Below are 19,517 nucleotides of genomic sequence, written 5' to 3' on the forward strand. Positions count from 1 at the left end.
TATACTAATTTGTTAGAATCGTTAGAAAGGCATGATGACACATGATGGATAAGCATCCGCTGTTGGTCGCTGTTTCAGTAGAGCAAGAAAAAGAAGCGCTCCAACAAGGGTTGGGAAATGATCAAAATGTTGATGTAGTTGTTTGTGGAGTAGGATTTGCTGCTGCTGCTGCGAACACAGCGAAACAGTTAGCGTTAAAACCATACCGCGGTGTAATAAACGTAGGAATAGCTGGCGGTTTTCCAGAAAAAACGGCAATTGGATCAATTGTTGTAGCAACTGACATTATTGCCCCAGAAATTGGTGCAGAGTCACCAGACGGCTTCCTAACTATTGATGAACTCGGTTTTGGCACACAAAAGGAAGCAGCGGTTGTTGATGAATTTTTCGTTGGGAAACTTAGTGAAACACATACTGTGCACAAGGGTGTCATTCTCTCTGTTTTAACTGCAACTGGAACAGAGGAAACGTACCGTAAACGATTAACATTAGGTGCTATGGCAGAAGCGATGGAAGGCTATGGCGTAGCGGCGGCTGCGAAGTCTTTTAATCTACCGTTCTCAGAGGTAAGAACCATTTCAAATGAAGTTGGCATACGAGATAAGTCAAAATGGGATTTTCCTCTAGCATTTGCAGGGATACAACAAATTGGTCGTATGATAAAGGAGGTTGAACAGCATGAATATCGCATTTTCTCCATGTCCCAATGATACATTTGTGTTTTATGCTTGGGTGCACGGAAAAATTGAAGGAGCGCCACCGTTAAACGTCACCTATGCAGATATTGACAAGACAAACTATTGGGCGATTGAACAAACAGGTCCTGAAGTGATGAAAATTTCTTACGCCGCACTCCCATATGTATTAGACCACTATCAGCTCATCCCAAGTGGAGGCGCATTAGGTCGAGGTTGTGGGCCATTAGTGTTAACAAAAGAAGCGCAATCCGTTGAATCGTTAGAAGGGAAAACCGTTGCGGTCCCTAGTGATCGCTCAACGGCTTATCTTCTGTTTCGTCTGTGGACGGAACAACAATTAACAAATAATGAGATAACAATTAAGGTGATGCCATTTGAAAAGATCATGCCAGCTGTTAAAGAAGGGCAAGTTGATGCAGGCTTAGTTATTCATGAAGCGAGATTTACGTACCATGAATACAATCTTCATCTTTTGCAAGACCTAGGAGAATGGTGGGAACAAGACACAGGAACACCGATTCCATTAGGGGCTATTATTGCGAAACGATCTTTGAATAAACAGCAGCTAACGGACTGGGCGACAGCATCTGTGGAATATGCGTGGAATGCACCAGAAGAAACAACAACCTACGTGATGGATCATGCGCAAGAACTTTCTAGAGATGTGGCGAAACAGCACATTGATTTATATGTAAATGAGTTTACGAAACAGCTCGGTGAACAAGGCTATGAAGCGATCGAAAATTTACTAGGACGGGCAATGAAACAAGGGCTAGTTCCAACTTTTGATTTAACAAAAATTAGAAATTAAAAAAGGAGAATCGAAGTGGCGTATAAACAACTAGCATTAGCGATGCTTCGAACAGGGATTTTTGGATTTGGCGGCGGCCCTTCGGTTATGCCGCTCTTCCGACATGAAGCTGTAAATACATATAAATGGATGAGTCACGATGACTTTGGTGAAACGTTAGCAATTGCAAATACGCTACCGGGACCGATTGCGACAAAAATGTCTGCTTATTTAGGGTATCAACAAAAAGGATGGTTCGGTGCAGTTTGGGCGACGCTTTGGCACATCTTGCCTACAAGCCTTGCCATGATTCTCTTATTTTCAGTGGTGGATTTGATTAGTGGCTCTGCCGTTATTGCTGGAATGATTGGTGCGGTGACCCCTGTCATTGCTGTCTTGTTAGGGCAAATGGCTTATGATTTTGGCAAGAAAGCTGTACAAGGGTTTGGATGGGTAATGGGGATTGGTACATTCATTCTTGCGTTTGTTTTGTTACAAGGGTTGAACATTCATCCAGGTTTTGTCATTATCGGATTCATTATTTATGGGCTGTTCCATTATCGACTAGTAGATAAATGGCGCAGACGGCAAAAAGGAGAATCGGAATGACGATTTTTTACTTATTTTATGCCTTTTTTATTGCGAATTTACTCGGGTACGGTGGTGGACCTGCTTCGATTCCGCTGATGTTTGAAGAGGTGGTCAATCGATTTGGCTGGTTATCAAGCGAAGAGTTTAATAATGTACTTGCTTTAGGAAATGCGTTACCAGGACCAATTGCAACGAAAATTGCTGCGTATGTAGGGTTTAGCGTAACGGGATGGGGTGGTGCAGCCATTGCACTTGCTGCCACGATTATTCCTTCAGGGGTTGCAATTATCTTATTAATGAATGTTTTGCAAAAGCATCGTCATTCGCCTGTTGTAAAAGGACTGTCACTTGCCGTACAACCTGTCATTTGCATGTTAATGCTTCTATTAACTGTCACTATTTTTAGTGACGCGCTTGAATCAATTGGTTGGATTCAATCCATTGCTATCGCAGCGGTTGCGTTCATTCTATTATCAAAAGTAAAGGTTCATCCGGCTCTTGTTATTCTCATGGCGTTTGCATATGGGGGAATTGTCGTTCCTTTGCTATAACGATGAAAACCATCGACATTTACCTACGTGTCGATGGTTTTTTTATGAAACGCAGAACGAAGCATTGCATACACACATGTATCGGCGTATCCGTTAGATAACGTTGCGCGTTCATTTTCTTTTAAGATGGCTTCGAGCGTAAAGTTTAATTTTTCAGCTATGGTTCGGCTTTTTTTGTTTAAAGGGTCACACCGTAATTCTAATCGGTTGACGCTTAATTGATTAAAAGCAAAGGGAAGTAAAGGGTTAATCGCTTCTGTCATATACCCTTTTCCTTGATATCGTGAATCAAGCCAGTAGCCAATTTCCATCCGCGGAACACTCCATTTAATTTCGTGAAATCCGACCGAGCCAATAAAAGCAAGGGAGTGTCGCTCGAACAAATGAAAGCGTAGGTCATGCAAATCAATGAATTGTTGATGGGCAAATTGAACGGCATCTTCGGCTTGCGATACCGTTGTCATTTGATTTACCCATGGTAGCCATGGGGATAAATCCGCTTTCGAAAACTGGACTGATTCAAATAGTTTTTCACCATCCCCTTTGAGAGGAGGTCTAATGAACAAGCGTTTTGTATGAAAAGAAGGTAAGGACGGGGAATACATGTTCATTGGCATTTACCCCCAGTAAGTTCTTTGTCTTTATGCATATGCATTGTAGAACTTGACTTATGAACGCTCCTTAACACTTATCAAGTTGATGAAAAAACATGCGTAACGGCATCTCTTAGTAGCTGTGCCCCATTTTTTGCGGATTGATCGTAATACGATTTGAAACGCTCATCTTCTATATAGAGTTGAGCTAAGCCAACATGAGCTTGTGGACTGTATGTTGGCCAGGAATATTGAAGCCATTGTTTGTGCAGGTTCGCGATCCGCTCTTGGTGATCCTGAGTAATGACAGAAGCAACCGACGCTTCTTGCAGTTGCTTCTTTAAATCTTCTTCTATTTTCTGCATCATCGAATATTGATCTTCCGTCAGTTGTAGCTGTTTTCGGTTTGCTTCGTCGACGATTTGGTCTCCGTATTGGTGTCGAATCTCTGTGCCATACATGCGTTCATTATCATGAACGCGCTGTTGTTTAAAAGCAGAGAATTTATCCTCATTCGTCATCTTGCTTCCCCCTTGTTTTGCCGCCAATGTTTGATCAAGTGTTTCAATAAGATGATCCAATCGATCTCGCTTTTTCTTTAGACTTGCTCGGTGCTGTACAAGCATGTCTTCATCATTCATGTTAGCATCTTGTAACAATGTCTTTATTTGTTCTAAGCCAATATCAAGTTCACGATAAAAGAGAATATGCTGTAAACAATCCACTTCACGCTGCCCATACAAACGATAACCGGATGAACTCGTTCTTCCAGGTTTCAGTAAGCCAATCTGATCATAATAGCGCAATGTGCGAGAACTGACTCCAGCAAGGTTGGCTAATTGTTGAACGGTATATTCCATCGTCCATTTCTCCTTTCATCATCACTCTAAAGGTTTACGTAACGTCAATGTCAACATGTAATGTACCAAAAAAACCAAACTGTTATTCAGTTTGGCTACTCATCGTTATGCGGAAACACGTCACCCTCAACATGATCGTCATCTTTAAGGTCGCGCTTGTGTAAGCTAAATGCATTCCCGTTGCGATAGGCGCTTGAACGTTTGACGTAGTAAAGCATGTTTGCTGATGAAAGGCGAAGAGATTCAATCTCATTGCCACTGACACCTATTCGGTCTCCTTCTTCTTCGTTTTCATAAGAATACGGAACAAGGTCATAGTCATACATGTCATCTGCATCGTGGTAATTTAAAATCGTTTGATAGATAAGGCCGTCTTCAACTTGCACAAAACTGGTAATGGGTTCTGTTTTTTCAGGATTTGAGACAAGCTCTAGATCAAGTTGTTGTTCTGTAGGGTCGGCCATGTAAATTCGTTCAGTTGATTCAAACATGGATTCAGCTGTCCAATTCCCTTGGTCATCTGGCAAAATCATCATGAGTTTTCCGTCTTCTGTTGCTTGCATGGAACCTGGAGCGGCGTACGAACCTTGATAGATTTCCTGGAAATCGCCATTGTGTACATGGTAGATAGCGGTTTGATTCCCTTCCTGTTCTTGTGGCTCTGATTGTTGAGTAATATTTTCACCAGTCGCAATAAGTTGTTTGCTAGAAGGAACATAGGCTAAATCTTGAAGAACCCCACGAGCATCCGCAACATTGACCACTTCGTTTGTTAATAAATCAATAAAATAGATCGTACTATAAGCCAATTCAGAAGATGTCTCGTAAGGATCATCGCCATCTTTATATCCTGTTGTCTGAATGAAAGCAGCAGTATGCTCTTCCATAAAAACAGGGCTAGTTATTTGAGTGTTTTCGTCGGATTCAAATAGAGTGGTGTCCTCTTCTTCATTCGCTAAAAGTAACAGTGACTCGTGTTCCTGTTCTTTTACGACCACTAATACCTCTTCTGAATCGTTTACATCGTACTCTCCAGTAAAAGCGGGTTGTGCATCTTGAGTAGCAGTGACGAATGAACCAACTGTGATGAATAGAATGCATGATACCGCAAGAGTTCCTAATGAGAATAGGAGCGTTTTTTTATTGCTCATACGTAAAGACCTCCATTTTTAAAAAGATGGTGGTAAAGGAAAAATAATCCACCGCAACACTTGATGGAAACCACTACCGAGCATGTCGGATGGCAAATACAAAAAGACGATAAAAGAAGCCGCATAGACTATGGGGAAAAGCCATAAGACGTAACTTCTTTTCGTCCAGTTTGAATAGGCATTAGCCAAGCGAATTTGTGTCAGGTAGATGAGGAACCAGATAATATGCGGGATAAAAAAATTTAGTAAAATCTGTAGTTGGAACCCAGCAAAAATAGCGAAAGAAACAAAGAGAAATCCTGTAAAAACGAGTAACAAAAATCCTGTGGTAATGTTGACAATGTGGATAAATCGTTTCTGACTAATATTTTTTCCGCCTTGTGGGTATGTTAAGGCAGTTCTGTAAATTAAGAAAATAGATAATGCAAGGAAACTATAGAAAATCATGTCCCATGTAAGAGTGGTTGTAAAATCAGGGACAGCAAATAACATCATTAACAGGATGTTCAACACAAGGGACAGGTTTAGCCAAAGCTTTCGATTCACTGCATACGTTTGATTTAATGCAAAAAAAAGTAAAAGTGCGTGCGCGATAGCAGGAACAAAAAATGAGTGTATCGCGACATTTTCGGTAAAAAGAACATAAAAATATTGAACGCAAACAAACAAATAAGAGCCAATGGCTAAGAAAAGCAAAAACTCTCTTCGATATGGAAACATGGCTTGTTGCAGTCCATCTCCAATAGTGGCTTCATGGCCAAACTCCTTCATTGCAATCGCCTCCGCATCTATTTGTGAATAACCTTCTTCCATATAGTCTTCACGAACTAAAAGCAAGTGATCACGCATCTCTTCAAACATATCCTGCCGTTCTTCTTTCGAACAGTCTGTTTGATTGACAATCCTTCGTAGGTAGCTATCCATCTTAGAGCTCATACGACTCTCCTGTACGTTGAATCAATTGATTTAACGTAGCCCAATCTTTTTTCTTCCGTACTAATTCTTTCTTTCCACTGTCTGTAATGGTGTAATATTTCCTGCGTGCGCCGGCTGAATCACTCCAATAAGAAGTAACCCATTGCTTTTTTTCCATCCGCTTCAAGGCAGGATACAAGGTGCCTTCACTCATTGAGTATGTTTCTTCACTTAATAACTTTAATTTTTTCGTCATCTCATAGCCGTATAAGTCTCGATCTCCAATCAGTGACAATAGTAGAAAATCAATGCTCCCTTTCAACATTTCTTTATCCATTTAGTGCGATCTCCTTTTTACATCGTTTCACTAGGTATAAATACATCGTATTACAAGGGTGTTAGAAATACAACTGAAAATTTAAAAAAGTGGGGTGGAGGAAGATCCTTCTTATATTTTGTCATTGACTGGGAATGCTAACGACATACTATGGAGGAGAGATGCTACATGCCTGCTATTCTATCTGTTGAAACCTCAGATTTGCCATTTGAATTGCCTCAAGATCAAACAATGGAGTTTGCAAAAGAGCTGTTCTCTGAGAGTTTTGATGACATTGAGCGATTGTTAAAAGTGTTTGCAAATGGAGACATTCGTAAACGGAATTTTTCAGAACCGATGGAATGGTTCAAAGATGATCATACATTTGGTGATCGAAATGCGCGTTATATTGAAAACGCGACTACGTATAGTGTGAAAGGAATTGAAGGCTGTTTAGCAAGCCAGACGTTTTTAAAACGAACAATTCATCCAAGTGAAGTAGATGCCATTGTGTTTGTATCAAGTACGGGTATGTCGACCCCTTCGTTGGATGCACGAATTATGAATAAGCTCCCGTTTCGAGCGGATACGAAGCGAATTCCTTTATGGGGATTAGGGTGCGCAGGAGGAGCAGCTGGTTTAAGTCGAGGCTATGAATATTGTCTAGCTTATCCTGAATCGTCTGTACTAGTTGTCTGTGTAGAGTTATGCGGGCTTACGTTTCAAAAAGATGATCATTCTAAAAGCAATCTCATTGGGACATCTTTATTCGCTGATGGTGTTGCTTGTGCGTTGCTGTCAGGAGATCAATCTCCTTTAATAAAAGAGAGAAAACAGCCGAACTATGTATCCATTCAATCCTCTCAATCAACGCTAATGCCAAATTCTGAAGATGTAATGGGATGGGATGTGCAGGACAATGGTTTAAATGTCGTATTTTCAAGAAGTATTCCTTCAATCGTTGCTAACTGGTTAGAACCAGTTGTGACAGCCTATTTGGAAAAAGAACAGGTTGCTTTAGAAGAGATTGATGCGTTTATTGCGCACCCCGGTGGAAAAAAAGTCTTAGAAGCCTATGAAAAAGCGTTGAAATTTACTCCAGATAAAACGGAGTTATCTCGACAAGTGTTACGGGAGCATGGAAATATGTCGTCCCCAACGGTTTTGTATGTACTGAAAGCGTGTATGGAGGAAGCGCATGATCCTGGTGAAAAAGGACTGATTGCAGCGCTAGGGCCAGGTTTTTGTTCAGAAATGCTTCTTGTTGAGTGGAAGGGTGACTCAGCTTGATGTGGGTATATGCCATTATTGGACTCATGATCGCTCAACGGCTTATTGAAGTCATCATTGCTAAACGTAATGAACGATGGTTAAAAGGAATTGGCGGTGTGGAAGCTGGGAAAGACCATTATCCGTGGATGGTTGCCCTACATATCGGTTTCTTTAGTAGCCTCCTTATTGAAGTCACGATAACTGAACCGAGGTTTACAACTGTTAGCGTGATTGCTCTTGTAGTCGTTGGCTTTGCTCAAGTGATTCGTTTTTGGGCACTGACATCACTTGGACGCTATTGGAATACAAAAATTATTGTGCTACCAGAAGCGCCAGTAGTGGAAAAAGGGCCTTACCGCTACTTGCGACATCCAAATTATACGGTCGTCATGCTGGAAATTGCGTTTATTCCGCTCCTTTTTCAAGCCTATTGGACAGCAGTTGTGTTCACGCTCTTAAATGCGTGGATGCTCAGCGTTCGCATTCGTGTAGAGGAAGAAGCACTTCATGGTGAAACAGATGATTATACAGAACGTTTTGAGCGAAAAAAACGATTTTGGTTTGTGTAATTAGATAGTTGAGTCAATTTCATGACCCTTACAGCGTGTCATAATAACGAACTTTCCCCTTATTTGGCGAACGCTTTTACTATTCCTTCATCAACGATCGTTCGATCCATTCTCTTTAAAAAGGAATGATGAAATTGACTCAGGTAAATTAAAAAAGCTTCATGAGGAAACGTGCCCTCACGAAGCTTTTTCTTATGATCTAGGCCTTCGCAATTTTTAAGCGGAATGGAGCGATTACTAAAACGACAATGAGCAACATGCCTAAATAACCAAAGATCGGATAGAACAACGAAACAAGTTCAGTAAAACCGACAAAACTCGTAGCAAAACCACCAAGTATGAACGCGACGACAAGAACGTTGAATTTCTTTGTTTTGGGTTCAAAAAAACGAGTGCCAAATGAAAAGAACATGCTAATGGCAGAACTGTAAATCATTAAAAACAAGATGATCGAGTAAAATATGCCTAGTGAACCGGAGATGGAATTCGCTAAACCAAGAAACGGCATTTCAAGCCCAGCAACAATATCCATACTTGCAAAAAGGGTAAAATGACAAATAATAACTAAAACGCCTACGGTTAAACCGCCAATAAGTCCACCTAACGATGCTCGTTTTGAACTCGACTCATCTCCACCCATTACGATGGCCATCGGTGCACACGTAGCAACAGCTAAAGCGACGTAATTAATAGCAGACACGAACCAGTGACTTGTAGAGGAAGGTTGTTCTAAAGCAATGGTCTCCATTTCTGCAAAACTTGTGTCCATTGTGAACAGGCTATAGCCAAATAGAAACAAGACAAAGATAATAAGTAATGGCGTTATGGCTGCAATGACTTTTACCACTCGATCAACATTTGATAAAACAGTAATCGTAACAAGTACAGTCATTAAGATCGTTCCAAACAGTTCTGGCATGCCAAATTGTTGGTGGAAAATTGCGCCTGATCCGGCAATCATGACGATTCCAATTCCAACTAAAATGGCAATTAATATGTAATCAATGATGGTGCCAATGACTTTTCCGCTTATGCGGTGAATCACGTCTTGGTGTGATTCGGCTTTTGTTCGACTTCCTAATCGTAGCAAGAGTAACCCCATATAGCCAAAGATTGCGATAGAGACAACTCCCCCTAAAGTACCTAAATGGCCAAAACTTGCGAAATACTGAGATAATTCTTGTCCAGAAGCAAAACCTGCTCCGACTAGGACGCCAACAAAAGCAGATGCAATTTTAAAAACACTTTTCATAGCTTCTTCCTTTCCCTGCTGTGATAGGTCTTTATACCCTTAATACAAATGTTTGAAACAAGGGGAGGATTGGATGGATGAAATTATGTCTGAGCATTGAAGAAGTGATGACCAGATTTCGGAAATTTTGATAGAGTTCATATAATTGTGTAAGGAAGGTCATATGACTAGCCTAATACGGTACATTGTTTTTACACAGAGATGTGGACTTGACTGTGATCTCCCCTGCTTCGAAACCACTTATGTTACACTAAAGGCAAGTAAAGAACTAAAGGTAGGGGTACATATGAAGCCAAAAAAACAACGGTTTGAAGTACAAGAAGGAGAAACGATTGATGCATGTTTACAAAGGATGCAGCAATTAGGCTATATGCCGACAAAACGAATGGAAAAGCCTGTTTTTGCAGAAGGCAAACAAAAAGAACCTGTATGGATTAAACAACAAATTATGTTTGAAGGACTTCTTGCTGAGAATGAAAATAAAAATACGTAAAATAAACCCCATTGCATGAATGCGCAGTGGGGTTTGTTTTATGAAACGAGTCAGTATTCACCTTTTACAAAAGAACGATAAAAGTATTCAGGAAACACACTGTTTGCAAGCATCGTCAGGCCGTTAAGAAACAGCAGCAGCGAAAAGTAAACGACGAGCATAGGAAAGCTTGGAAGAAGAACCGTTAATAAGTAAAGTAGGAGACCGTTTAAAATGATTGACGGAATGAGCGACTTTGTTAGCGAGATAAATAAAGTACTTGGACCAGCGATAACTAGGAAATATAGAATAAAGGGAAGGAGATGTGCATCATCTAACCCGAAGAAAATAAGCAAAATAGGTGTAGTCCAGCAAGCCATGAGTATGCCGATCGTTAATGATGAAAGCCAAAAAGATTTCAATTCTAGCTCTTTTTGGAAAAAGCCACGCCAGCCTATTTCTAAAAAAAATGAGATCCCTATTAATAACAACCACCATGAGTGAAACGTCAACCATTCGATTGGATAGGAGAGGATAAAAGTGGCGACAAATAAAATTGGTATGATCACACTTAGCAGCCACCAGCTATTTGGTTTCGCTTTCAAGAAGATTGATTGCAACAATGAGCGACTCGTTGTTGATTCGTGGACAATATAAGCAGCGGCGACTGGGGCTAGACAGGCAAAAAATAAGAAGTATGGAGAAGGAAGGTCAGGTCTAGCCAGTAATAGTGCCGCCATACTCCAAGCCAATCCAAATGTAATAAAAAGAAACGAACGTTTAATTCGTTGATCAAAGGAACGCACAGCGCTTCCTCCTATCTTGGGCATTTACCATAGTTTATGCGCAAATGGAAAGAAAGTGAGTCTTTCATGCTCTTTTCTTGAAAAACGAACGTTCGAGAAAGACAATTGTATAAATGTTCGACTATGTGTTGACAATAGATGGTTTCCTGCGTAAACTGAAAGTGCGAAATGGAACGAAAACGAATATATCCCCTCATATAATCTCAGGAATATGGCCTGAACGTTTCTACCTAACGACCGTAAATTGTTAGACTATGAGGAAAGACAAAGCGGGTAACCGGCTTTAACGACACAGTAGTCGTCTTTTCTCTTTTCTAAAGATTAATGACATGCTGTGTTTTTATTTTTGAATTAAACAAAATCGGAGGATCGCCATGAATCAACCGCGTATTGGCATTATTATGGGAAGTACGTCAGATTGGCCAACAATGAAGCATGCGTGTGATGTGTTAGATGAATTGGAAGTTCCATATGAAAAAGACGTCATTTCTGCCCATCGAACGCCAGATCTAATGTTTGAGTATGCAGAGCGTGCTCAGGCTAAAGGGCTACGTGTCATTATTGCAGGAGCTGGTGGCGCGGCTCATTTGCCAGGAATGGTGGCAGCTAAAACGATTTTGCCTGTTATTGGTGTGCCCGTTCAATCAAAAGCGTTAAATGGTCTTGATTCGCTGTTATCGATTGTGCAAATGCCAGGTGGCGTCCCGGTTGCAACAGTGGCGATTGGGCAAGCAGGCGCTACGAATGCCGGATTGTTGGCAGCGCAAATGATTGGAGTTGAAGATCAAGCTCTTCAACAACGCTTGCTGGATAGACGAAAAAGAATGGAACAGCATGTCATGGATCATCGAGGTGATCTTCAGTGAAAATCGTGAAGCCTGGAAGTACGATTGGTATTATTGGTGGCGGTCAATTAGGGAGAATGATGGCTCTATCCGCAAAGGCAATGGGGTATCGCATTGCGGTTTTAGACCCAACTCCAGATGCACCATGTGGGCAAGTAGCCGATCAAGTTATTACAGCCCCATTTGATGACTATGAAGCATGTAAACAACTCGCATTAATGAGTGATGTCCTTACATATGAGTTTGAAAATATCGATGAACAAGCATCTGCTCAGCTTTCTCAAATAAGTGATTTTCCACAAGGATACGAAGTGCTTGCGACGACTCAGCATCGATTAAAAGAAAAGGAAGCGTTGGAACAGCTGGATATACAAGTTGCCCCGTTCGCATCGATTACTAAGTTAGAAGACATAGCGAATGCGATTGTCGTAACAGGGTTACCAGCTATTTTGAAAACGTGTCGAGGCGGTTATGACGGAAAAGGTCAAGCGGTGGTAAAAACCGCTGAAGAAGTTGAGGCAGCGTGTCAAGTGTTACTTAACCACGGGGAACTCGTATTAGAGAGGCTCATTCCATTTGAATGTGAAATTTCCGTTCTTGCGACAAAATCTCGACACGGCGACGTAGAAATTTTTCCAGTTGCTGAAAATGAACATAAAGAAAGCGTGTTACACCGTACGATTGTGCCTGCGCGTATTGATACAGCCATCGAAGAAGAAGCGAAACGGATAGCGTTGCGCATTGTGGAAGGACTTAACGTGGTTGGAACATTAGCAGTTGAAATGTTTGTGACAAAAGAGGGGACAATACTCGTAAATGAACTTGCCCCTAGACCACACAATTCAGGGCATTATACAATAGAGGCTTGTAAGGTCTCCCAATTTGAGCAACATATTCGAGCTGTATGTGGCTTGCCTTTACGAAAGCCAACGCTTTTATCACCTTGTGTGATGGAAAACGTGCTTGGTGAGCAGGTGACGCCTTTAATGGAACGTTTAGGTGAACTTCAACATGTATCGCTTCATCTCTACGGAAAAAAGGAAGCAAAAGAGAAGCGGAAAATGGGCCACCTAACTGTACTTGAAGAAAATACAGCAACATGCATACAAGCCCTCGATGCGTTTTGGGAGAAAAAAACGAAAGTCTTGGAGGAAATGGAATGATTGAACGTTATACGCGTCCTGAAATGGGAGCGATTTGGACCGATGAAAACCGCTATCAAGCGTGGTTAGAAGTAGAAATTGTCGCATGTGAAGCGTGGGCGGAACTTGGTGAAATCCCTGAAGAAGATGTAAAGAAGATTCGTGAGAACGCCAGCTTCGATGTGAATCGAATTCTAGAAATCGAAGAAGAAACTCGCCACGACGTTGTCGCATTTACGCGAGCAGTTTCTGAAACATTAGGAGAAGAACGTAAGTGGGTTCACTACGGTTTAACGTCTACAGATGTAGTGGATACGGCACTCTCGTACTTACTTAAGCAAGCGAACGATCTTCTAGCAGCAGACCTTAATCGATTCTTAGAAGTGATTAAGCAAAAAGCCGTTGAACATAAATTTACCATTATGATGGGACGTACCCACGGGGTTCACGCAGAACCAACGACGTTTGGCTTGAAACTGGCGTTATGGTATGAAGAAATGAAGCGTAACATTGAACGTTTTGAACACGCCGCAGAAGGGGTTCGATTTGGAAAGCTATCTGGAGCAGTTGGAACGTATGCAAATATCGACCCACGCGTTGAAGAAATTGTCTGTGCAAAGCTTGGCTTAAATCCCGCCCCTATTTCTACACAGACCTTACAGCGTGATCGCCATGCGGAGTATATGGCAAGTTTGGCACTTATTGCGACATCGGTTGAAAAGTTCGCCGTTGAAATTCGTGGCTTGCAAAAAAGTGAACTAAGAGAAGTAGAAGAATTTTTTGCAAAAGGTCAAAAAGGGTCATCGGCAATGCCGCACAAACGAAATCCTATTGGTTCAGAAAATATGACAGGCTTGGCTCGACTTGTGCGCGGATATATGAACACAGCTTATGACAATGTGGTGTTATGGCATGAGCGCGACATCTCTCATTCATCAGCAGAGCGTGTCATTTTACCTGATGCAACGATTACTGTGAATTACATGTTAAATCGCTTCAGTAACATTGTCAAAAATTTGACCGTCTTCCCAGAGAATATGAAGCGAAACATGACGCGCACGTACGGATTAATTTATTCACAGCGCGTGTTGCTTAGCTTGATTGATAAAGGCATGGTCCGTGAAGAAGCCTACGACTTGGTGCAACCAAAAGCGACACAAGCGTGGGAAGAAGGTATTCAATTCCGTGAGTTAATTGAAAAAGAGCCAAAGATTACAGCGGTCCTTTCAAATGAAGAGCTAGATGAGTGCTTTAACTACGAGCACCATATGAAGCATGTGGATACGATCTTTAATCGCTTAGGAATAAACGAGTAAATTTTCTTAACGAAGGGCTGATGCATGGTGAAAAAACAAGACTTGCTCTATGAAGGAAAAGCAAAACGAATCTATCAGACGGAAGAAGCAGGCACACTGTGGATTGAATATAAAGACGAAGCGACTGCTTTTAACGGTGAAAAGAAAGATACGCTTCTAGGGAAGGCGAAGTTAAACAACGAAATTTCTGCGCAGATCTTTATGCGTCTTGCTGATAAAGGGATTTCGTCTCATTTTATTCGGAGATTATCTGACACAGAGCAATTAGTAAAATCAGTAGCGATCATTCCTCTTGAAGTGGTCGTTCGAAATGTTGTTGCAGGCAGCATGTCAAAGCGGCTTGGTATTGAGGAAGGAACAGCCCTTCAAAGACCGATTGTAGAATTTTATTATAAAGATGATGCCCTCGGTGATCCCTTGATCACTGAGGACCACATCGGTCTATTGAATGCAGCAAGCCTTAAGGAAGTGGATCAATTAAAACGGATGGCATTAGAAGCAAACGAGCAATTGATTGAATTGTTTGACGGTATCAACGTCCGATTAATCGATTTTAAACTAGAGTTTGGTCGAACCGACGACGGAACGATTCTTTTGGCAGACGAAATATCACCTGATACATGTCGTTTATGGGATAAAGACTCCAATCAACGCTTTGACAAAGATTTATTTAGACGAAATATTGGTAATCTTCAAGAAGGTTATCAAGAGATTTTAACTCGATTCCGTCATTCCAATGCCAAGTAAACAATTATTGAGAACAAACGATACGTTTAACATTGCGAATTAATTGATTTGACTTACTGTTTATTGTGTAAACCTACTATTCTATTAACGGGGGTAACGTCATGTATAAAGTCAAAGTGTATGTCACTTTACGCGAGAGTGTATTAGATCCACAAGGAGTTGCGGTAAAAGATGCGCTTCATACAATGAGCTACGAAGAGGTGGCGGATGTTCGGATCGGAAAATACTTAGAGCTTCAAATGGAAGAGGTTACAAACGTTGAACAACGAGTGAAGGAAATGTGTGAAAAACTCCTAGCCAACACGGTTATTGAAGATTACCGCTTTGATGTGGAGGAGGTTGTCCCATCATGAAGTTCGCAGTGATTGTGTTTCCTGGATCAAACTGTGATGCGGATATGTATCACGCGATTAAAGATGGATTAAAAGAAGAGGTTGAATACGTGTTTCATACCGAAACCTCGCTAGACAAGTACGACGCTATTCTTTTGCCTGGTGGATTTTCACATGGAGATTACTTACGTTCTGGCGCAATCGCTCGTTTTGCACCGATTATGCCGGCAGTCATTCAAGCTGCTCATGAAGGAAAACCAGTATTAGGTGTCTGTAATGGGTTTCAAGTATTGCTTGAATCAGGTTTATTGCCAGGAGCAATGAAACGTAATATCGATCTAAAATTTGTTTGCCGAACGGTCGAACTTAAGGTAGAAAACAGCGAAACGCTATTCACATCAGGCTATAAACAGGGACAAACCATTCACATTCCAGTTGCTCATGGCGAAGGAAACTATGAATGCGATGATAAGACTTACGAATCGTTGCTTGCGAATCATCAAATTGCGTTTCGTTACAATGAACATGTGAACGGATCAAAAGCGCAAATTGCTGGAATCGTCAATGAACAGGGAAACGTGCTCGGAATGATGCCTCACCCTGAACGAGCGGTTGAATCATTACTCGGAAATGAACAAGGTTTGACGCTATTTACATCGATTTTATCCAACTGGAGGGAATCTTATGTCACTACTTCTTGAGCCAAGTGCAGAAGCGATTAAAGAGAAAAAACTTTATCAAGAAATGGGTTTAACAGACGCAGAATTTACATTAGCCGAAACGATTGTCGGTCGTCCGCTCAATTTTACAGAGACAGGTTTGTTCTCTGTTATGTGGTCAGAACATTGTAGCTACAAAAATTCAAAAGTGTTATTAAAAAAATTTCCTGTTGATGGTGAAAAAGTGCTACAAGGACCAGGAGAAGGTGCTGGCATTATTGATATTGAAGACGAGCAAGCGGTTGTTTTTAAAATTGAGAGCCACAATCACCCATCTGCAATTGAGCCGTATCAAGGTGCGGCAACAGGTGTAGGAGGAATTTTGCGAGACGTGTTTTCAATGGGTGCTCGTCCAATTGCACTCTTAAACTCTTTACGCTTTGGCGAATTACAATCACCAAAAGTGAAGTACTTGTTTGAAGAAGTAGTAGCGGGCATTGCCGGTTATGGGAACTGTATCGGTGTACCAACAATCGGTGGAGAAGTACAGTTTGATCCTTGTTATGAAGCAAATCCGCTTGTGAATGCGATGTGTGTCGGCTTAATTGATCACAAAGATATTCAAAAAGGGCAAGCAAAGGGAGTCGGAAATACGGTCATGTATGTGGGCGCAAGCACAGGTCGTGATGGCATCCATGGCGCAACGTTTGCATCAGAGGAATTAAGTGACGCGTCCGATGAAAAGCGACCGGCTGTGCAAGTAGGTGATCCTTTTATGGAAAAGCTGCTGCTTGAAGCATGCCTTGAAGTAGTGAAATCTGATGCATTAATTGGAATACAAGACATGGGAGCAGCTGGATTAACGTCTTCTTCTGCAGAGATGGCGAGTAAAGCAGGATCTGGAATTGAGATGAATTTGGACTTGGTTCCTCAGCGTGAATTAGGCATGACGCCGTATGAAATGATGCTGTCAGAATCACAAGAGCGTATGTTGTTAGTCGTTGAAAAAGGACGAGAAGACGAAATTAAAGCGATTTTTGAACACTGGAACTTACACGCTGTCGAAGTTGGGGTTGTGACAGATGACCATCGTTTGCGGCTCCTACATAATGGCGACATTGTAGCAGACGTACCTGTAGATGCCCTGGCGGAAGATGCGCCTGTTTATCATAAACCGTCTGCAGTACCGACGTATTATGAAAAATTCCAGACAGAAGCGCCATTTGTACCGGTTGTAAGAGATATAAAGGAAATGGTCGTAAATCTACTTTCTCAACCGACAATAGCAAGCAAAGAGTGGGTGTATCAACAGTATGATCACATGGTGCAAACCAATACGGTTTTAGCACCTGGTTCAGATGCAGCAGTTGTCCGAATCCGAGGAACAAAAAAAGCCTTAGCGATGACAACGGATTGTAATTCTCGTTACTTATATTTAGATCCAGAAGTCGGTGGGAAAATTGCGATTGCCGAGGCAGCGAGAAACCTCGTCTGTTCAGGGGCGACCCCACTTGGCGTAACCGATTGTTTAAACTATGGAAATCCAGAACGACCAGAAATTTTTTGGCAGCTCGAAAAATCAACAGACGGTTTAAGCGAAGCGTGCAGAGTACTGAACACACCAGTAATCGGAGGAAATGTCTCGCTCTATAATGAACGCTCTGGTGGTGCTGTTTATCCAACACCGGTTATTGGGATGGTCGGCTTAATTGAGAATGTGGATTGGATTACAACGCAAACGGTAAAAGAAGCTGGAGATCATCTTTACGTGATTGGTGAAACAAAACCAGAGTTTAGCGGAAGCGAAATTCAAAAATTGTTGCAGGGCGAGCTTTCTGGTCAAGCACCAACCATTGATTTAGGTGTGGAAAAAAACCGTCAACAGCAACTTTTGTCTGCAATCCAAGCTGGAATCGTATCTTCTGCCCATGATGTGGCTGAAGGTGGGTTTGCTGTCGCTCTTGCTGAGAAATTATTTGGAACATCATTAGGAGCGCAAGTAAACTGGTCGAATGACGCGGTAGACTTGTTTGCTGAAAGTCAGTCCCGCTTTATTGTGACCGTGAAAGAAGAGAATAAACAGCTTTTCGAGGGGCTTGTACAAGATGCGATGGCAATTGGTACAGTGACAAACGAACCCATTCTTGAAATAGAAAAAGATGGAGAAACGATCTTATCTGTTCAATCGGAAGAACTTGAGTCAGCTTGGAAAGGGGCAATTCCATGTTTGCTGAAATCAAAGGGTTAAATGAAGAGTGTGGCGTGTTTGCCGTATTTGGCCATAAAGACGCTGCGCAAATAACGTACTATGGTTTGCATAGCTTACAGCATCGTGGGCAGGAGGGCGCTGGGATCGTCGTGTCTGACGGCGAGAAGTTATCGGCTCATAAAGGACTTGGACTTGTAAATGATGTCTTTAATCCAGATATTTTAGCGGGTTTACACGGAAAAGCTGCAATTGGACACGTGCGCTATGCAACAGCAGGTGGAGGTGGTTACGCCAACGTTCAGCCACTGTTCTTTAACTCACAAAAAGGTGGACTCGCAATTGCTCATAACGGAAATTTGGTTAACGCCAATCATCTTAAGCACCAGCTTGAAGCGCAAGGGTCGATTTTTCAATCAACGTCAGATACAGAAGTTCTCGCTCATTTAATAAAACGTAGTGGCTACTACAGTTTAGAAGATCAAATGAAAAATGCCCTTTCTTCTTTAAAAGGTGCCTATGCGTTTGCTGTTTTAAATGAACGTCAATTAATGGTAGCCCTTGATCCGAATGGCTTGCGTCCGTTATCGATTGGTCGTTTAGGGGATGCCTATGTCGTGGCCTCGGAAACGTGTGCGTTTGATATTATCGGTGCAACATTTGAACGTGAAGTGATGCCCGGTGAACTGTTGATCATTGATGATACGGGCATGCGAAGTGAGCGATTTGTCTCTCCTGGAAACCGCGCAATTTGTAGCATGGAGTATGTGTATTTTGCAAGACCCGACTCAAATGTAGACCTTATTAATGTCCATACAGCACGAAAAAGTTTAGGGAAGCAGCTTGCAATGGAATATCCAGTGGAAGCTGACGTTGTAACGGGTGTACCGGATTCAAGTATTTCAGCAGCGATTGGCTATGCAGAACAAGCCGGCATTCCTTATGAACTTGGCATGATTAAGAATCGGTATGTCGGAAGAACGTTCATTCAGCCATCCCAAGAGTTAAGAGAACAAGGTGTAAAGATGAAACTTTCTCCTGTTCGTGGCGTGGTTGAAGGGAAGCGTGTTGTCATGATTGATGATTCAATCGTTCGTGGCACAACGAGTAGACGAATTGTGAACATGTTACGAGAGGCAGGAGCAGTTGAAGTGCATGTACGCATTTCATCACCACCGATAAAGAATCCGTGCTTTTATGGCATCGATACTTCTACAACGGAAGAGCTCATCGCTTCCTCCCATTCAATAGAAGAAATGAGAGAGATGATGGGAGCGGATAGCCTGGCATTTTTATCAACAGAGGGGCTAAAAGCTGGAATTGGTCGGTCAGATGCGATGCACAATTGCGGTCAATGTTTAGCATGTTTTACTGGAGAATACCCAACAGAAATCTATGCGGATACGCTCCATCCACACGCAAAACTTTAAGATG

At 41.8% G+C, this 19,517-nt stretch carries 22 protein-coding genes and 1 riboswitch; of the genes, 15 read left to right on the top strand and 7 right to left on the bottom strand.

Annotated features, from left to right (window positions below; genetic code table 11):
- The first annotated feature begins 41 nt into the window (after window positions 1-41).
- Genes ABC361_RS05435 through chrA form a run of 4 tightly spaced genes read left to right on the top strand, consistent with a single transcriptional unit; the run spans window position 42 to window position 2,630 of the window.
- Complete coding sequence (locus ABC361_RS05435) at window positions 42-710, top strand: futalosine hydrolase (protein WP_413073052.1); 669 nt, start codon at window positions 42-44, stop codon at window positions 708-710.
- The gene (locus ABC361_RS05440; RefSeq protein ID WP_413073053.1) at window positions 679-1,509 is read left to right on the top strand and encodes a 1,4-dihydroxy-6-naphtoate synthase; all 831 of its coding nucleotides are present in this window, start codon (window positions 679-681) and stop codon (window positions 1,507-1,509) included. Before ABC361_RS05435 ends, ABC361_RS05440 begins: the two co-directional genes overlap by 32 nt.
- 9 nt (window positions 1,510-1,518) lie before the next feature.
- Entirely contained in the window at window positions 1,519-2,097 is a 579-nt protein-coding gene (gene chrB / locus ABC361_RS05445) for a chromate efflux transporter ChrB (RefSeq protein WP_413075721.1), read from the top strand.
- A complete protein-coding gene (chrA, locus tag ABC361_RS05450) occupies window positions 2,094-2,630 on the top strand; it encodes a chromate efflux transporter ChrA (RefSeq protein ID WP_413073054.1) in 537 nt (178 codons plus the stop codon). Before chrB ends, chrA begins: the two co-directional genes overlap by 4 nt.
- Before the next feature lie 23 nt (window positions 2,631-2,653).
- Here the strand turns inward: chrA and ABC361_RS05455 are convergent, their stop codons facing one another.
- The 5 genes from ABC361_RS05455 to ABC361_RS05475 form a co-directional block, all read right to left on the bottom strand.
- Window positions 2,654-3,241: a GNAT family N-acetyltransferase gene (locus tag ABC361_RS05455; RefSeq protein WP_413073055.1), complete on the bottom strand. Its 588-nt coding sequence runs from the start codon at window positions 3,239-3,241 to the stop codon at window positions 2,654-2,656.
- A gap of 80 nt (window positions 3,242-3,321) precedes the next feature.
- On the bottom strand, window positions 3,322-4,083 hold the full coding sequence (locus ABC361_RS05460; protein ID WP_413073056.1) for a MerR family transcriptional regulator: 762 nt from the start codon (window positions 4,081-4,083) through the stop codon (window positions 3,322-3,324).
- Window positions 4,084-4,178: 95 nt separating this feature from the next.
- Complete coding sequence (locus ABC361_RS05465; protein ID WP_413073057.1) at window positions 4,179-5,234, bottom strand: hypothetical protein; 1,056 nt, start codon at window positions 5,232-5,234, stop codon at window positions 4,179-4,181.
- 18 nt (window positions 5,235-5,252) lie between these two features.
- Window positions 5,253-6,170 (bottom strand): permease prefix domain 1-containing protein, encoded by a 918-nt coding sequence (locus ABC361_RS05470; protein WP_413073058.1) that lies wholly within the window; start codon window positions 6,168-6,170, stop codon window positions 5,253-5,255.
- Window positions 6,160-6,486 carry a PadR family transcriptional regulator gene (locus ABC361_RS05475; RefSeq protein WP_413073059.1) on the bottom strand — a complete coding sequence of 109 codons (327 nt, stop codon included), beginning with the start codon at window positions 6,484-6,486 and terminating at the stop codon, window positions 6,160-6,162. The genes ABC361_RS05470 and ABC361_RS05475 overlap by 11 nt, the downstream gene beginning before the upstream one ends.
- A gap of 168 nt (window positions 6,487-6,654) precedes the next feature.
- Here ABC361_RS05475 and ABC361_RS05480 point away from each other — a divergent pair, with 168 nt between their 5' ends.
- Together ABC361_RS05480 and ABC361_RS05485 are read left to right on the top strand one after the other, a co-directional pair.
- Complete coding sequence (locus ABC361_RS05480) at window positions 6,655-7,755, top strand: type III polyketide synthase (RefSeq protein ID WP_413073060.1); 1,101 nt, start codon at window positions 6,655-6,657, stop codon at window positions 7,753-7,755.
- On the top strand, window positions 7,755-8,306 hold the full coding sequence (locus ABC361_RS05485) for an isoprenylcysteine carboxyl methyltransferase family protein (RefSeq protein ID WP_413075722.1): 552 nt from the start codon (window positions 7,755-7,757) through the stop codon (window positions 8,304-8,306). The genes ABC361_RS05480 and ABC361_RS05485 overlap by 1 nt, the downstream gene beginning before the upstream one ends.
- 199 nt (window positions 8,307-8,505) lie before the next feature.
- On the opposite strand, the gene ABC361_RS05490 is transcribed toward ABC361_RS05485, so the two are convergent.
- On the bottom strand, window positions 8,506-9,558 hold the full coding sequence (locus ABC361_RS05490; RefSeq protein ID WP_413073061.1) for a YkvI family membrane protein: 1,053 nt from the start codon (window positions 9,556-9,558) through the stop codon (window positions 8,506-8,508).
- A gap of 286 nt (window positions 9,559-9,844) precedes the next feature.
- On the opposite strand from ABC361_RS05490, the gene ABC361_RS05495 reads away from it, so the two are divergent.
- Window positions 9,845-10,051, top strand: a complete 207-nt coding sequence (locus ABC361_RS05495) for an NETI motif-containing protein (protein ID WP_413073062.1) — start codon at window positions 9,845-9,847, stop codon at window positions 10,049-10,051.
- Window positions 10,052-10,101: 50 nt separating this feature from the next.
- Here ABC361_RS05495 and ABC361_RS05500 read toward each other — a convergent pair whose 3' ends face one another.
- On the bottom strand, window positions 10,102-10,836 hold the full coding sequence (locus ABC361_RS05500) for a hypothetical protein (RefSeq protein ID WP_413073063.1): 735 nt from the start codon (window positions 10,834-10,836) through the stop codon (window positions 10,102-10,104).
- Window positions 10,837-11,009: 173 nt separating this feature from the next.
- Window positions 11,010-11,111, top strand: a riboswitch (purine riboswitch).
- A 99-nt stretch (window positions 11,112-11,210) separates the two neighbouring features.
- Between ABC361_RS05500 and purE the strand changes: the two genes are divergently transcribed.
- The 8 genes from purE to purF all read left to right on the top strand — a co-directional run bounded on the left by purE (window position 11,211) and on the right by purF (window position 19,513).
- Window positions 11,211-11,702: a 5-(carboxyamino)imidazole ribonucleotide mutase gene (purE, locus tag ABC361_RS05505; protein ID WP_413073064.1), complete on the top strand. Its 492-nt coding sequence runs from the start codon at window positions 11,211-11,213 to the stop codon at window positions 11,700-11,702.
- On the top strand, window positions 11,699-12,844 hold the full coding sequence (gene purK, locus ABC361_RS05510; protein ID WP_413073065.1) for a 5-(carboxyamino)imidazole ribonucleotide synthase: 1,146 nt from the start codon (window positions 11,699-11,701) through the stop codon (window positions 12,842-12,844). The genes purE and purK overlap by 4 nt, the downstream gene beginning before the upstream one ends.
- Window positions 12,841-14,139, top strand: a complete 1,299-nt coding sequence (purB, locus tag ABC361_RS05515) for an adenylosuccinate lyase (RefSeq protein ID WP_099305345.1) — start codon at window positions 12,841-12,843, stop codon at window positions 14,137-14,139. Before purK ends, purB begins: the two co-directional genes overlap by 4 nt.
- 27 nt (window positions 14,140-14,166) lie before the next feature.
- A complete protein-coding gene (gene purC, locus ABC361_RS05520; protein WP_413075723.1) occupies window positions 14,167-14,886 on the top strand; it encodes a phosphoribosylaminoimidazolesuccinocarboxamide synthase in 720 nt (239 codons plus the stop codon).
- 101 nt (window positions 14,887-14,987) lie between these two features.
- The gene (gene purS, locus ABC361_RS05525) at window positions 14,988-15,239 is read left to right on the top strand and encodes a phosphoribosylformylglycinamidine synthase subunit PurS (RefSeq protein ID WP_413073066.1); all 252 of its coding nucleotides are present in this window, start codon (window positions 14,988-14,990) and stop codon (window positions 15,237-15,239) included.
- Entirely contained in the window at window positions 15,236-15,919 is a 684-nt protein-coding gene (gene purQ, locus ABC361_RS05530) for a phosphoribosylformylglycinamidine synthase subunit PurQ (protein ID WP_413073067.1), read from the top strand. Before purS ends, purQ begins: the two co-directional genes overlap by 4 nt.
- On the top strand, window positions 15,903-18,125 hold the full coding sequence (gene purL, locus ABC361_RS05535; protein WP_413073068.1) for a phosphoribosylformylglycinamidine synthase subunit PurL: 2,223 nt from the start codon (window positions 15,903-15,905) through the stop codon (window positions 18,123-18,125). Before purQ ends, purL begins: the two co-directional genes overlap by 17 nt.
- The gene (purF, locus tag ABC361_RS05540) at window positions 18,101-19,513 is read left to right on the top strand and encodes an amidophosphoribosyltransferase (RefSeq protein ID WP_413073069.1); all 1,413 of its coding nucleotides are present in this window, start codon (window positions 18,101-18,103) and stop codon (window positions 19,511-19,513) included. The genes purL and purF overlap by 25 nt, the downstream gene beginning before the upstream one ends.
- Window positions 19,514-19,517 lie beyond the last annotated feature (4 nt).

Source organism: Shouchella phoenicis, from assembly GCF_047238345.1.
Taxonomy (GTDB): domain Bacteria; phylum Bacillota; class Bacilli; order Bacillales; family Bacillaceae_D; genus Shouchella.

Bases quoted from the DNA above. Each gene is read 5' to 3' on its own strand.
- ABC361_RS05435 (WP_413073052.1), top strand. From the start codon at position 42: ATGATGGATAAGCATCCGCTGTTGGTCGCTGTTTCAGTAGAGCAAGAA.
- ABC361_RS05440 (WP_413073053.1), top strand. From the start codon at position 679: ATGAATATCGCATTTTCTCCATGTCCCAATGATACATTTGTGTTTTAT.
- chrA (WP_413073054.1), top strand. From the start codon at position 2,094: ATGACGATTTTTTACTTATTTTATGCCTTTTTTATTGCGAATTTACTC.
- ABC361_RS05455 (WP_413073055.1), bottom strand. From the start codon at position 3,241: ATGAACATGTATTCCCCGTCCTTACCTTCTTTTCATACAAAACGCTTG.
- ABC361_RS05460 (WP_413073056.1), bottom strand. From the start codon at position 4,083: ATGGAATATACCGTTCAACAATTAGCCAACCTTGCTGGAGTCAGTTCT.
- ABC361_RS05465 (WP_413073057.1), bottom strand. From the start codon at position 5,234: ATGAGCAATAAAAAAACGCTCCTATTCTCATTAGGAACTCTTGCGGTA.
- ABC361_RS05470 (WP_413073058.1), bottom strand. From the start codon at position 6,170: ATGAGCTCTAAGATGGATAGCTACCTACGAAGGATTGTCAATCAAACA.
- ABC361_RS05475 (WP_413073059.1), bottom strand. From the start codon at position 6,486: ATGGATAAAGAAATGTTGAAAGGGAGCATTGATTTTCTACTATTGTCA.
- ABC361_RS05480 (WP_413073060.1), top strand. From the start codon at position 6,655: ATGCCTGCTATTCTATCTGTTGAAACCTCAGATTTGCCATTTGAATTG.
- ABC361_RS05485 (WP_413075722.1), top strand. From the start codon at position 7,755: ATGTGGGTATATGCCATTATTGGACTCATGATCGCTCAACGGCTTATT.
- ABC361_RS05490 (WP_413073061.1), bottom strand. From the start codon at position 9,558: ATGAAAAGTGTTTTTAAAATTGCATCTGCTTTTGTTGGCGTCCTAGTC.
- ABC361_RS05495 (WP_413073062.1), top strand. From the start codon at position 9,845: ATGAAGCCAAAAAAACAACGGTTTGAAGTACAAGAAGGAGAAACGATT.
- purE (WP_413073064.1), top strand. From the start codon at position 11,211: ATGAATCAACCGCGTATTGGCATTATTATGGGAAGTACGTCAGATTGG.
- purB (WP_099305345.1), top strand. From the start codon at position 12,841: ATGATTGAACGTTATACGCGTCCTGAAATGGGAGCGATTTGGACCGAT.
- purS (WP_413073066.1), top strand. From the start codon at position 14,988: ATGTATAAAGTCAAAGTGTATGTCACTTTACGCGAGAGTGTATTAGAT.
- purQ (WP_413073067.1), top strand. From the start codon at position 15,236: ATGAAGTTCGCAGTGATTGTGTTTCCTGGATCAAACTGTGATGCGGAT.
- purL (WP_413073068.1), top strand. From the start codon at position 15,903: ATGTCACTACTTCTTGAGCCAAGTGCAGAAGCGATTAAAGAGAAAAAA.
- purF (WP_413073069.1), top strand. From the start codon at position 18,101: ATGTTTGCTGAAATCAAAGGGTTAAATGAAGAGTGTGGCGTGTTTGCC.